The 12,504-nt window shown below is 72.6% G+C and carries 12 protein-coding genes; 4 read left to right on the top strand and 8 right to left on the bottom strand.

Annotated features, from left to right (window positions below; all coding sequences use genetic code 11):
* Positions 1-725: 725 nt before the first annotated feature.
* Positions 726-1,550, bottom strand: coding sequence for an inositol monophosphatase (locus AB0G50_RS06935; protein ID WP_360103126.1), 825 nt, complete (start codon positions 1,548-1,550; stop codon positions 726-728).
* Between the two features lie 155 nt (positions 1,551-1,705).
* On the opposite strand from AB0G50_RS06935, the gene AB0G50_RS06930 reads away from it, so the two are divergent.
* The 3 genes from AB0G50_RS06930 to AB0G50_RS06920 all read left to right on the top strand — a co-directional run bounded on the left by AB0G50_RS06930 (position 1,706) and on the right by AB0G50_RS06920 (position 5,402).
* Positions 1,706-2,809: a glycosyltransferase family 1 protein gene (locus AB0G50_RS06930; protein WP_360103124.1), complete on the top strand. Its 1,104-nt coding sequence runs from the start codon at positions 1,706-1,708 to the stop codon at positions 2,807-2,809.
* A complete protein-coding gene (locus AB0G50_RS06925; RefSeq protein WP_360103122.1) occupies positions 2,806-3,915 on the top strand; it encodes a glycosyltransferase family 1 protein in 1,110 nt (369 codons plus the stop codon). Before AB0G50_RS06930 ends, AB0G50_RS06925 begins: the two co-directional genes overlap by 4 nt.
* A gap of 941 nt (positions 3,916-4,856) precedes the next feature.
* Entirely contained in the window at positions 4,857-5,402 is a 546-nt protein-coding gene (locus tag AB0G50_RS06920; protein WP_360103120.1) for a hypothetical protein, read from the top strand.
* Positions 5,403-5,426: 24 nt separating this feature from the next.
* Here AB0G50_RS06920 and paaE read toward each other — a convergent pair whose 3' ends face one another.
* From paaE to AB0G50_RS06890, 6 genes are read right to left on the bottom strand one after another with little or no spacing between them, the layout of a single operon-like run.
* A complete protein-coding gene (gene paaE, locus AB0G50_RS06915; protein ID WP_360103118.1) occupies positions 5,427-6,464 on the bottom strand; it encodes a 1,2-phenylacetyl-CoA epoxidase subunit PaaE in 1,038 nt (345 codons plus the stop codon).
* 1 nt (position 6,465) lies between these two features.
* Positions 6,466-6,957: a 1,2-phenylacetyl-CoA epoxidase subunit PaaD gene (gene paaD / locus AB0G50_RS06910; protein WP_360103116.1), complete on the bottom strand. Its 492-nt coding sequence runs from the start codon at positions 6,955-6,957 to the stop codon at positions 6,466-6,468.
* Entirely contained in the window at positions 6,951-7,841 is an 891-nt protein-coding gene (paaC, locus tag AB0G50_RS06905) for a 1,2-phenylacetyl-CoA epoxidase subunit PaaC (RefSeq protein WP_360103114.1), read from the bottom strand. Before paaC ends, paaD begins: the two co-directional genes overlap by 7 nt.
* Positions 7,838-8,122 carry a 1,2-phenylacetyl-CoA epoxidase subunit PaaB gene (gene paaB, locus AB0G50_RS06900; RefSeq protein WP_360103112.1) on the bottom strand — a complete coding sequence of 95 codons (285 nt, stop codon included), beginning with the start codon at positions 8,120-8,122 and terminating at the stop codon, positions 7,838-7,840. Before paaB ends, paaC begins: the two co-directional genes overlap by 4 nt.
* Entirely contained in the window at positions 8,119-9,045 is a 927-nt protein-coding gene (paaA, locus tag AB0G50_RS06895) for a 1,2-phenylacetyl-CoA epoxidase subunit PaaA (protein WP_360103110.1), read from the bottom strand. Before paaA ends, paaB begins: the two co-directional genes overlap by 4 nt.
* A gap of 42 nt (positions 9,046-9,087) precedes the next feature.
* A complete protein-coding gene (locus tag AB0G50_RS06890) occupies positions 9,088-9,534 on the bottom strand; it encodes a DUF3592 domain-containing protein (RefSeq protein ID WP_360103108.1) in 447 nt (148 codons plus the stop codon).
* Positions 9,535-9,597: 63 nt separating this feature from the next.
* On the opposite strand from AB0G50_RS06890, the gene AB0G50_RS06885 reads away from it, so the two are divergent.
* The gene (locus AB0G50_RS06885; RefSeq protein ID WP_360103106.1) at positions 9,598-10,827 is read left to right on the top strand and encodes an isochorismate synthase; all 1,230 of its coding nucleotides are present in this window, start codon (positions 9,598-9,600) and stop codon (positions 10,825-10,827) included.
* 172 nt (positions 10,828-10,999) lie between these two features.
* On the opposite strand, the gene AB0G50_RS06880 is transcribed toward AB0G50_RS06885, so the two are convergent.
* Entirely contained in the window at positions 11,000-12,493 is a 1,494-nt protein-coding gene (locus AB0G50_RS06880) for a M1 family metallopeptidase (RefSeq protein ID WP_360103104.1), read from the bottom strand.
* Between the last annotated feature and the right edge of the window lie 11 nt (positions 12,494-12,504).

The following is a 12,504-nucleotide window of genomic DNA, read 5'->3' as shown; positions in this document are numbered from 1 at the left end:
GGCAGCGGGGCGCGGGCAGCGGGCAGCGGGGCGCGGGCAGCGGGGCGCGGGCAGCGGGCAGCGGGGCGCGGGCAGCGGGGCGCGGGCAGCGGGCAGCGGGGCGCGGGCAGCGGGCAGCGGTCGGCGGTCGGCGGTCGGCGGTCGGGAGTCTCATACGACCCACCGTCCACCATCCCCAACCGACGTTCCGCCCGAACCCCGCACCGCCGCCGCATCCCCGCTCGCCAAGCCACCTGCCGCCCGGTTGGCCGCGCACGATTGTAGGCATGTAGGCGTGTTGAACAATCCTATGATCCTGGCACGAGTGGCCGTCGTTTTGCTCGCAGGCCTGCCCGGCCGATTGTTGATTTGTGGAGTTGCAGGATTGTCGGAGTGTTGCATTGTTGAACGATCCGACAACTCTGGCCGACGAATCCGGCCGCGGTTACGAGCCGGCGGCCAGGCCGGTGTTCGGGCCGGTGTTCGGGCCGGCGGTCAGGCCGATGTTCAGGCAGGGGCCAAGCCGGTGTTCGGGCCGGGGTATGGGTCGGCGGTCAGGCTGTTGTTCGGCCGGCGGCTAGGCCGAATTCAGTCCGAGTTCAGGCCGGCGGTCAAGCTGATGTTCGGCCGGCGGCCAAGCCGGAGTTCGGGCCGGATTCAGGCCGGCGGCCAAGTCGGTGTTCGCGCCCGCGGTGAGGCCGGCGTACGGGTCGGCGGTCAGACCGGTGTTCGGGCCGGTGTTCGGGTCAGCGGACGGTGGAGGACTGCCACCAGTCCAGGACCTCTTCGGCCACCTCGGGCATGGCCACGAGGAGGCCGTCCACCGGTAGGGGGTCGTCGTCGCCTCGGCGGTCCAGGACGGAGGCTCCCGATTCGACGGCCAGGGCGACCGCGCCCGCGACGTCCCACTCGTGGTAGCTGTCCAGGACTGCCGCCGACGCGTGGCCGAGTGCCACCTGGGCCACGGCCAACGCCTTCGAGCCCAGCACCCGCACGCCCGTGCCCGACAGCGCCGCCCGGGAGATGAACTCGCCCATGCCCGGCCACGGGCCGGTGCGCGTCATCTCGGTGCACACGATCGGCGCCACGGCCTGGTCGCCCAGCTTCACCGGCGTGCCGTTGGCCCGCATCCCCCGCCCCCGCGCCGCCGCGTAGATCTGCGCCCGGTACGGGTCCGCCACCACGCCCACGACCGGCCCCCACCGGTCGACCAGCGCGAGGCTGTAGGCGCACCAGGGCATTCCGGCGACGTAGTTCGCCGTCCCGTCCACCGGGTCGACCACCCACCGGAACTCCACGTCGGTGTCGGCGAGGTCGTCGGTGTCCTCGCAGAACACCGGGATGTCCGGGAACTCGGCGGTCAGCACGCGGCGGGTGTGGCGTTCGAGCGTGCGGTCCGTGTCGGTCACCCAGTCGAACGGGTACACGTCCGCGTCGGGACGGGCACCTCGGCCGGCGGTCGCCATGATCACGTCCGACGCGTCGTTCGCGAGGCGTCCCGCTATCTCCAGCGCGATCGACACGAGGCCTGGGTCGACGGGCTGGGCCGGCCGGGACGACAAGACGGTCATGCCGACCTAGTTTCACCGTCGTGGGTGTCCGCGACACGTCCTCCAGGTGAAGCGGGGACGATCTCGAGCCCAACGTCAACCCCGACGCGAGGAGTTGGGCCGCAGTTCCACAATCCGTCACGCCGTCGTGTCCTTGGCACCGCAAGGTGAGCCAAGTGCGCGTAGCGATCGTCACCGAGAGCTTCCTTCCCCAGGTCAACGGGGTCACCAACTCCGTCCTCCGCGTCCTGGAGCACCTCAGGTCCACCGGTCACCAGGCCCTCGTCGTCGCACCCGGCGCCGGTGACGACCACCACCACGGCACGGAAGTCGTCCGGCTGCCCGCCGTGGACCTACCGCGCTTCAGCTCACTGCCGGTCGGCGTGCCGACCCGCAAGGTGCTGTCGGCGCTGACCTCGTTCCAGCCGGACGTCGTGCACCTGGCCAGCCCGTTCGTGGTGGGGGCCAAGGGCTTGTCCGCCGCGCGCCGGCTCGGCGTGCCGTCGGTCGCGGTCTACCAGACCGACATCGCCGGTTTCGCGGGCCACTACGGCCTCGGCCTCACCGCCCGCGCCGCGTGGCGCTGGACGCGCAGGCTGCACTCGTTGGCCGACCGGACCCTGGCGCCGTCGAGCTGGGCGGTGGAGGCTCTGGAGGAGCACGGCGTGCCGCGCGTGCACCGCTGGGGCCGGGGAGTGGACGTGGACCTGTTCCACCCGTCGAGGCGGGACGACGCGCTGCGGCGCGAGTTGGCGCCGAACGGCGAACTGCTGGTCGGCTACGTCGGCCGGCTGTCGCCGGAGAAGCAGGTCGAGAGGTTGGCTTCGTTGCGCGGGATTCCGGGCGTCCGGGTGGTCGTGGTCGGCGAGGGGCCGGAGGAGGCACTGCTGCGCCGGTCGCTGCCGGACGCCGCGTTCCTCGGGTTCCGGGGCGGCCGCGACCTGGCCGCCGCGTACGCGAGCCTGGACGTGTTCGTGCACACCGGTCCGCACGAGACGTTCTGCCAGGCCGTGCAGGAGGCGATGGCGAGCGGGCTGCCCGTCGTCGCGCCGGACGCGGGCGGGCCGCGCGACCTCGTGCAGCCCAACACCGGCTACCTGGTGTCCGACGACGAGGGCCTGCGCTCGGCGGTGCTGGCGCTCAAGGACCCGTTGCGGCGCAAGCAGTTCGGGCAGGCGGCACGGCGGTGGGTGCGCGGGCGGACGTGGTCGGCGGTGTGCGACGAACTGCTGGGCCACTACGCCGCCGTGCTGGACCTGCCGGTGCGCCGCGCCGCATGAGGATCGTCCAGCTGGCCAATTTCTACGGCCCTCGCTCCGGTGGTCTGCGCACCGCGCTGCACCACCTGGGCGACGGCTACGCCGCCCGCGGCCACGACGTCGTGCTGGTCGTGCCGGGACCGGCGCACGCGGACGAACGGCTGCCGGGCGGCATCCGCCGGATCACCCTGCCCGCGCCGCGCATCCCGGGCACCGGCGGCTACCGGGCGGTGGACCCGTGGCGGGTGCGCCGGCTGCTGGACGTGCTGCGCCCGGACCGGCTGGAGGTGTCCGACCGGCTCACCCTGCGCGGCATGGGCCGGTGGGCGGCGGCGAACTCGGTGCCCAGCGTGGTGATCTCGCACGAGCGCCTCGACCGGCTGCTGGAGCAGTTCCTGCTGCCGACCGGCCTGGCGCGCCGCGGCGCGGACTGGGCCAACGCCCGGATGGCCGCCAGCTACGACACGGTGGTCTGCACGACGGGTTTCGCCAAGGAGGAGTTCGACCGCATCGGCGCCCGCAACGTGGCCCGCGTGCCGCTGGGCGTCGACCTGCGCACGTTCACCCCGACCCGGCACGACCGGTCGCTGCGGTCGGAGTTGGCGCGCGGCGCCGACGCGCTGCTCGTGCACTGCGGCCGGCTGTCACCGGAGAAGCACGTCGAACGCAGCGTCGACACCGCCGCCGCCCTGCACGAGTCCGGCCACCGGGTCCGCCTGGTGATCGCCGGTGACGGACCGCGCCGCGAGGCGCTGGAGAAGCGCGCCCACGGCCTTCCGGTGACGTTCCTGGGTTTCGTGGGCGCCCGGACGGACGTGGCGGACCTGCTGGCGACGGCGGACGTGTCGCTCGCACCGGGCCCGCACGAGACCTTCGGCCTGGCGGCGCTGGAGGCCCTGGCCTCCGGGACGCCGGTCGTGGTGTCGGCGTCGTCGGCGTTGCGCGAGATCGTGCGACCGGGGTGCGGCGCGGCGGTCGAGGACCACGCGCCGGCGTTCGCGGCGGGGGTGAACGCGCTCCTGGACGACCCGGAACCCACCCGCCGCCTCGCCGCCCGGACGCGGGCCGAGGAATACCCGTGGCACGCGGCGGTGGACGGCATGCTGACCGCCCTACAGGCAGGCTGAGCCACGACGGACGGCTGGCGCTGGAGGGTCGAGACTCGGGCCGGAACTGGCAGGCCGGGACTCGGGCCGGCATTTGCGGCCAGGGGTCGGCCCGCAGGGCTGGTGGCCGGCGGATCTGGGGTCGGTGGATCGGGCCGGCGGGTCCGGGGTCAGCGGGCTGCGTCTGGCGGGCCGGGAGTGGTGGCCAGCGGGCCAGGGGCTGGCGGATCAGGGCCGGGGCTAGGGGCAGTGGGTCCGGGGTCGGTTGACCGAAGCCGCAGGGCTGGCGGGCAAGGGCCGCAGAGCTGGGGCCGGCGGGCCAGTGGGTCCGGACTCGGCGGGTTGGGGCAGGGCCGATGACTGGCGGGTCGGGCTGGTGGATCGACGCACTAGGACGGGTGGATCAAGGACGCGCGAGGCGGGCGGTACGGGGCGGGCGTGCCTAGACCGCAGGGCTCACACCGGACCGCAGATCATGGCCGGGGTACCGGCGGAACGCCGCCGGAAACGACACGTGGCGCACACCGGACGCCGCTGGAGACGACACGGAGCCTGGGCCGCACGCAGCCGGAGGCCGCACGAGTCCGGGCCGCAGGCGGGGCGGGGCGGAGTCCGGGTTGCGGGTGGGTGAGCCTGGACAGTGGGCCGGCTGCGGGCGGGCGAGCTTCGGATTCCGCCGGTTGTCGGTTGCGGTTGCTGTTCGACAAACACCGGGCGGCGAGGTAAGTACTGCCCGTCCAGGCGTTGGTGGGCATGGGTGATTCGGTCGAGGCAGCGCGTGTGGGCGGAGCTCGGGGTGCGTCGTCCTCACGTTGAGTTGTTGGATTGTCGGGTTGTAGGCTCGTAGAGCTTGGGGATTGTTGAACGATCCTTCGATCCTACGAAGCTCGGGTGGTTCGGGGTTCGGTTTGGGGGCCGGGTGTCCAGGGAATCGCCTTGGGCAGGCTGGGGAAGGGGGCGCGGTGGCGGTCAAGGCTGTGGGGTTGGCCGTCGCGGCCGTGGTCGGGGTTGTGGTGGCGGCCGGGGCCGAGGGCTCGCCGGGGGGTGACGGGGCGCCCGGGAGCATCGACGGCGCCTGGAGCGGGCTCGGGTTGGCGGTGGTGAAGCGGGCTTCGCAGGGGAATCCCGAGTGCCTGTCCTACACGTTCGGCGAAGTGCACCAGCTCATGACCGTGATGCCGTGCGTGTCGCTGAGCCGCTCGCTGACGACCCTCACCGACGGCAAGGGCGTCACGATCGTCGTCCACACCGCCTGGGTCGAGTACGGCACCCGCGCCGGCGCCCGCGAGTTCCAGCGGGTCGAGGACATCCACGGCACCGGCGACGTCACCCCGCTGCCCGGAGCACTGGTCGACCTCGCCGACGTCGAGTTCAGCGCCCGGCACTACGCGTCCACCGTCACCGACACGACCACCGTGCTCGCCGAGACCGAAGCCGTCGCGGGTGCCCCGACCGACCACCTGCTGCACGAGGTCGCCGAGATCGCGGTCCTCGCGCCCCGCCCCTGAAAACCCCGGCACACCAAGGAAGACCTAGGCGTCGAAGTCGACCGTGACCTCCGGCGTCACCGCCACCGACTGGCAGGTCAGCACGAACCCGGCCGCCACCTCCCGCGGCTCCAGCGCGAAGTTCCGCCGCATCTCCACCTCACCCGACACCACCAGCGCCCGGCACGTGCCGCACACCCCGCCCTTGCACGCGAACGGCAGGTCCGACCGCACCCGCTGCGCCGCGTCGAGGATCGGCACGTCCGGCGGCAGCGGCACCGACGTGGTGCGGCCGTCCAGCACGACCGTCCCCACCCCGGCCTCCACCGGCACGTCCGCGGCACGTCGCGGCGGCGGAGGGGGCTCGTCCACGTAGAACAGCTCGTGGTGCACGTGTTCGGCGCCGACCCCCAGCTCCGCCAACACCTCCCGCGCGTCCCGCACCAACCCGTAAGGCCCGCACAGCCACCACTCGTCCACCGACCCGAACGGCACCACCGACGAGAACAGCGCCCGCAACCGCCCGCCGTCCAGCCGACCGCTGAACAGCTCCACGTCCCGCGGCTCGCGCGACAGCACGTGCACCAGCTGGAACCGCTCCGGGTACCGGTCCTTCAGGTCGGCGAGCTCCTCGGCGAACATCACCGTGTCGGCACGCCGGTTGCCGTACAGCAACGTCACCCGCGCGCCGGCCGCGAGCACCGACGCCGCGATGGACAGCGCGGGGGTGATGCCCGACCCGGCGACCACGAAACCGTGGTGGTCGCCGGCCGACGGGGTGAAGTTCCCCTGCGGCCCCAGCACCTCCAGCACGTCGCCGCGCCGCACCCGGTCCACCAGGTGCTCGGAGAACAACCCGCCGGCCACCCGCCGCACCCCGATCCGCGGCGCGGCCCCGACGGGCGCGCAGATCGAGTACGACCGGCGCTCCTCCCCCATCCTCACCGTGAGGTACTGCCCGGCCGCGAACGCGAACTCCGCGCTCAGCGACTCGGGCACGTCGAACGTCACGGCCACCGCGTCCTCGCACAGCCGGTCGACCGACGCGACGGAGAGCGGGTGGAACCGCCGCCGGACCGCCATGTCACAGCTCCTTGACGTGCTCGAAGGGTTCCGCGCAGTCCGCGCACCGGCGCAGCGCCTTGCACGCGGTGGCGCCGAACCGGGAGATCTCGGTGGTGCGGGCCGATCCGCAGCGCGGGCACACCACCCGGCTCGCGGGCGGCACGAGGTTCAGCGGCACCGGGCCGACGGCGCGCGGTCCGATCCGGGACGGCGGCGCGATGCCCACCTCGCGCAGCTTGCGCAGCCCGGCCTCGGAGATCCAGTCCGTGCTCCACGCGGGCGAGAGCGCCGTCCGCACCTCGACGTCGGCGAACCCGGCCGACCGCAACGACCGCCGCAGGTCCGCGCCCATCTCCTCCAGCGCGGGGCACCCCGAGTAGGTCGGCGTGATGGTGACCAGCACCTTCCCGTCCCGCTCGGTCACGTCCCGCAGCACGCCGAGGTCGGCCAGCGTGAGCACCGGCAGCTCCGGGTCGCGCACCGACGACGCGACCTCCAGCGCGGTCACCACGTCGCGCCCGGCAGCGACCGGTGCAGGTGCTGCAACTCGGCGACCAGGTACCCCATGGCCTCGGTGTGCACGCCGTCGCGCCCGGCCCGCCCGTTGACCCGCGCGGCGGGCACCGGTTCGGGCGCGGTCAACCCGGCGGCGGCGAACACCGCGTCGAGCACACCGTCCACTTCGGACCGCAGCGTCGCCGGATCGACCGCCACGCCGGGAAGTCGCGCCTCCACGGCGTGCCGGGTGAACAACTCCTCGACGTACGGCCACACCCGCGCGACACCGGCGACCATCCGCCGGTGCGACTCCTCGGTGCCGTCGCCGAGCCGCACCACCCACTGGGCCGCGTGGTCGCGGTGGTAGGCCAACTCCTTGACGCCCTTCTCCGCGACGGCCGCGAGCACCGGGTCGGCGCTGCCGCGCAGCCGGGAGAACAGCGCGAGCCGCCACGAGGAGAACACCAGCAGCCGCGCCACCGTGGTGGCGAAGTCGCCGCCCGCGAACGGGCCGCACTCGATCTCGGCCAGGTGCACGTTGCGGAACTCGCGCTCGTCGCGCAGGAACGCCAGCGCGTCCTCGTCCCGACCGGTGCCCTCGACCTCGCCCGCCCTGGTCAGCAGCAACCGGGCCTGGCCGAGCAGGTCGAGCGCGATGTTGGCCAGCGCCACATCCTCCTCGAGCTCCGGCGCGCGGGAGCACCACTCGGCGAGCCGCTGCGCGAGCACCAGCGCGTCGTCGCCGAGCATCAGGCAGTAGGCGAACAGGTCCTGGGCGTCCACAGTGGACGGAACGGCCCGGTCGACGCCGGACAGCGCCTCGGTGAACCCGGTGCCGAACGCCCAGTGCGCGTCCTCGTGGTCGATCAGCGACTCGTACGCGTTGTCGAAGCTCATAGGTGCGGCACGTCCTCGGGGATCGCGTAGAACGTCGGGTGCCGGTACACCTTGTCGCCGCTGGGCTCGAAGAACGGGTCCTTCTCGTCCGGCGAGGACGCGGTGATCGCGGAGGCGGGCACCACCCAGATCGACACGCCCTCGTTGCGCCGCGTGTACACGTCCCGCGCGTTGCGCACGGCCATCTCCGCGTCCGGCGCGTGCAGCGAGCCCACGTGCACGTGGTTGAGCCCGCGCTTGCCCCGGACGAACACCTCCCACAACGGCCACGACGCGCTCATGCCACCCGCTCCCGACGCTTCGCGGCGTGCGCCTCGGCCGCCGCACGCACCCACTCGCCGTCCTCGTGCGCCTTGCGCCGGTGCGCGACGCGCTGCGCGTTCGCCGGCCCGTTGCCGCCCACGACCTGCCAGAACTCGGCCCAGTCCGGTTGGCCGAAGTCGTGGTGGCCGCGCTCGGCGTTCCACCGCAGGGCCGGGTCGGGCAGCGTCACGCCCAGCTTCTCCGCCTGCGGCACGGTCATGTCCACGAACTTCTGCCGCAGCTCGTCGTTGGTGTTGCGCTTGATCCGCCACGCCATGGACTGCTCGGTGTTGGCGGACTCGGCGTCCGGCGGGCCGAACATCATCAGCGACGGCCACCAGAACCGGTCGACCGACTCCTGGACCATGGCGCGCTGCGCGTCCGTGCCGGACATCATGGTCAGCAGCAGCTCGTAGCCCTGCCGCTGGTGGAAGGACTCCTCCTTGCAGATGCGGATCATGGCCCGCGCGTACGGGCCGTAGGAGGTCCGGCACAGCGGCACCTGGTTGCAGATCGCCGCGCCGTCCACGAGCCAGCCGATGACGCCGACGTCGGCGTAGGACAGCGTGGGGTAGTTGAAGATGGACGAGTACTTCTGCCGACCCTCGATCAGCTTCTCGGTCAGGTCGCCGCGGTCCGCGCCGAGCGTCTCGGTCGCCGCGTACAGGTAGAGCCCGTGCCCGGCCTCGTCCTGGACCTTGGCCAGCAGGATCGCCTTGCGGCGCAACGAGGGCGCGCGGCTGATCCAGTTGCCCTCCGGCTGCATGCCGATGATCTCGGAGTGCGCGTGCTGGGCGATCTGCCGGATCAGCGTCCTGCGGTAGCCGTCGGGCATCCAGTCCCGCGGCTCGACGCGTTGTTCGGCCGCGACCGTGCGCTCGAACTGTGCCTCCAGGTCCATGCGCTCGATGTTACACATGAACCCCGAATTTGGGGATAACTGTCACACGCCTGCCCGCGGCCGTCGGCGCAGCCACCAGATCGCCGGCGCGAGCACCGCCCACACCGCCAGCAACAGCGTCCCCACCGGCAACAACGACAGCACGAACGTCCGCTCGGCCACCCGGGCCAACTCGGGGTTCGCGGTGTCGTACTCGACGCGGACCAGCTGACCCGCCTCCAGGCCGTCCGGGTACAGCACGCCCTGCGCCGGGCTGTGCACCGCGCCGTCCGGCGTCGCGAAGCGCACCACCGTGCGCTGGAAGGAGACCGACACCACCTCGGCCGTGGCCTTGCCCAGCCGCTTCCCGATCGCCAGGTCGTCCTTCAGGCACGCCGCGACCAGCACCACCCCGACCAGCGTGATCAGGGCGCCCAGGACCAGCAGCACGCGGCTGACCAGGCGTCGGAGTCGCGGGCGAACCCGCGTCGGCACTGCGTCGTCCACCACAACCGGGCAGTCTAGAGCCGACCCGACGGTGAATCTCAGCGTTCACTCCATACCCTCGATGGCGTGACAACTGCCCCCGCCTCGCGAACCCGTCGTCGGCAGCGCGTGTTCAGCCGCTCGGTCGGCGCCGGCCCGCTGCTGGGCGGTCTGCCGACGCCGACCGGCGCGCTGGCGTGGGTGCGCGGCGGCGACGGCCTGGTCGGCTGGGGCGAGGCCGCGCGGTTCGAGGCGTCCGGTCCGGACCGGTTCGCGCGGGCCGACCGCTGGTGGCGGGAGTACCGCGCCGGCCTGGACGTGGTGGACGAGCCGGGTGTGCCGGGCAGCGGTCCGGTCGCGTTCGTCTCAATGGCGTTCGCCGACGAGCCGGGCCACTCGGTGCTGGTCGTGCCGGAGGTCGTCCTCGGTCGCCGGGGTGACCACTCCTGGGTGACCACGATCGGGGAGGCCGCGCCGCCGGAGATCGTGCCCGTCACCCGGCCCTCGGCCGTGCGCTACGCCGACGGGCGGGTGTCCGTGACGCGGTACCGGGAGGCGGTGCGCACCGCCGTCGAGCGGATGCGCGCGGGCGAGTTGGGCAAGGTGGTGCTCGCGCACGACCTGCTGGCCGTCGCGGACGCCGACCTCGACCAGCGGTACGTGCTGGAGGGCCTGGCCAGGCGGTACCCGGAGTGCTGGGTCTACGCGGTGGACGGCCTGCTCGGCGCCACGCCCGAACTGCTGCTGCGGCGCACCGGGTCGGTGGTCGACTCGCGGGTGCTGGCCGGCACCACGTGGCCGCACGACGGCCGGTCGGACGCCGAACTCGCCGCCGCGCTGCTGACCTCGGGCAAGAACCTCGACGAGCACCGGTACGCGGTGCGATCGCTGGTGGACACGTTGCGGCCGTTCTGCGGGACGCTGTCCGTGGAGGGTCCGTCGGTGCTGCGGCTGCCGAACGTCTCGCACCTGTCCAGCGACGTCATCGGCACGTTGCGCGACCAGCCGTCGCTGCTGGAACTGGGTGAGGCGCTGCACCCCACGGCCGCGGTCGGCGGCACCCCGCGCGCCGACGCGGTCCGGCTGATCGCCGAGCTGGAGGGCATGGACCGCGGCCGGTACGCGGGCCCGGTCGGCTGGATCGACGGCGACGGCGACGGCGAACTGGGCATCGCGCTGCGCTGCGCGCGGGTCGAGGGCCGCACGGCGCGCCTGTACGCGGGCTGCGGGCTGGTCGCCGAGTCGGACCCGGACACCGAGGTCCGCGAGGCCGCCGCCAAGATGCTGCCCCTCCGCGAAGCCCTCGAAGGCCTCTGACCGGCACCGACAGGCCCCCTCGACCCCGGCCTCGGGCGGCACCGGCAGGTCGCCGACCACAGGCGGACACCCGACCGGGCTCGACCTCGGCCGTGCGAACGGACCGCTCGAGGACCAGCGCGAACGCCGCCGACCCCGCGCGAACGGGACCGGCGGCGTTCGCGGGCGGAGGTCAGTGACCGGCGCCCAGGAGGGCGTGCGTGTCCTTGATCTTCTGGTACGACTTCGGCTCCACCGGGGCCTGCTTGGCGGCCACGCCGGCCACCGCGCCCGGCGCGGTCGCGGGCTTGCCCTTGGTGAACAGCCAGGTCTGGAACAGCTGCTTCAGGTCCTTGCCCGACACCTGCTGCGCCAGCGCGATGAACTCCTCGATCGAGCCGTCGCTGTAGGCCTTCTTCGCGGTCCACTTCTTCAGGATCGAGAAGAACGCGTCGTCGCCCACGGCCTTGCGCAGGGCGTGCAGGGTCAGCGCGCCGCGGTCGTACACCGCGCCGTCGAACTGCTTGTCGACGCCCGGGTCACCCGGCAGCACCTGCCAGAACGGGTCGTCGGCCGGGTACGAGTCGTAGGTGAAGTCGGAGTTCTCCTGCGCGGTGCCCTCGCCCACGTGCTCGGACCACAGCCACTCGGCGTAGGACGCGAAGCCCTCGTTCAGCCAGATGTCCCGCCAGCGGTGCACCGACACGGAGTCGCCGAACCACTGGTGCGCCAGCTCGTGCGCCACCACGTAGGTGTTCGAGCCGCGGCGGAAGAACAGGTTGGAGTAGTTCGGCCGGGTCTGGTTCTCCAGCGCGAAGGTGATGCCCGGCGACACGATGCCGCCCTGCGCCTCGAACGGGTAGGGCCCGAACTGGGTCGACTCGAACTCGATCACCTCGGGGGTGCGCTCGACGCTGGCCTTGGCCGCGTCGCCGTACTCGCCCAGGTTGTCCGCGTAGGCGTTGACCACCGGCTGACCGCTCGGGCTGGTCGACTGCCGCACCTCGAACTGGCCGATGGTGATGAACGTCGAGTAGGTGTTCTGCGGCTTGGTGCTGCGCCAGTTCCACCGGGTCCAGCCGTTGATCTGGCGGGTGTTGCCCAGGAACGAGCCGTTGGACAGCACCTCGACGCCGTTGGGCACGGCGACCGAGACGTCGAAGGTGGCCTTGTCCGTCGGGTGGTTGTTGCTCGGGTACCACCACGGCGCGATGTCGGGCTCGTCGATGGCGAGCGCGCCGTCCGGCGTCTTCTTCCACGCCGAGACGCCGTTGACGAGCTTCGTGGACGGCTTGTCCGAGTAGGCGACGACGATCGTCAGATCGGTGCCCTTGCGGAGGGTCCCCTTCGGGTCGACGACGAGTTCGCCGCCGTCCCGGGAATAGGAGACGACCTTGTTGTTGATGCGAATGGAACTGACGTCGAGCAGGAAGTCCAGGTTGAACCGGGACAGGTCCTGGGTCGTCTTCGCGAGGATCGTCGTGGTGCCGGAGAGGACGTCCGTCGTCGGCTGGTAGCTCAGTCTGATGTCGTAATGGGAAACGTCGTAACCACCGTTGCCCGAATTCGGGTAGTAGGGATCGCCGACGCCCGGTGCGCCCGGTTCCGCGGCGGACGCGGTGCCGGCGAGCAGCAACAGGGACACCGCGGTGGCGGTGCCGGTGAAGAGCTTCGCTCGAAGGGACATGGCGCGAAGCT

It is taken from the genome of Actinosynnema sp. NPDC020468 (assembly GCF_040642015.1).
Lineage (GTDB): Bacteria > Actinomycetota > Actinomycetes > Mycobacteriales > Pseudonocardiaceae > Actinosynnema.
This window is presented reverse-complemented; position numbering and strand designations above follow the sequence as displayed.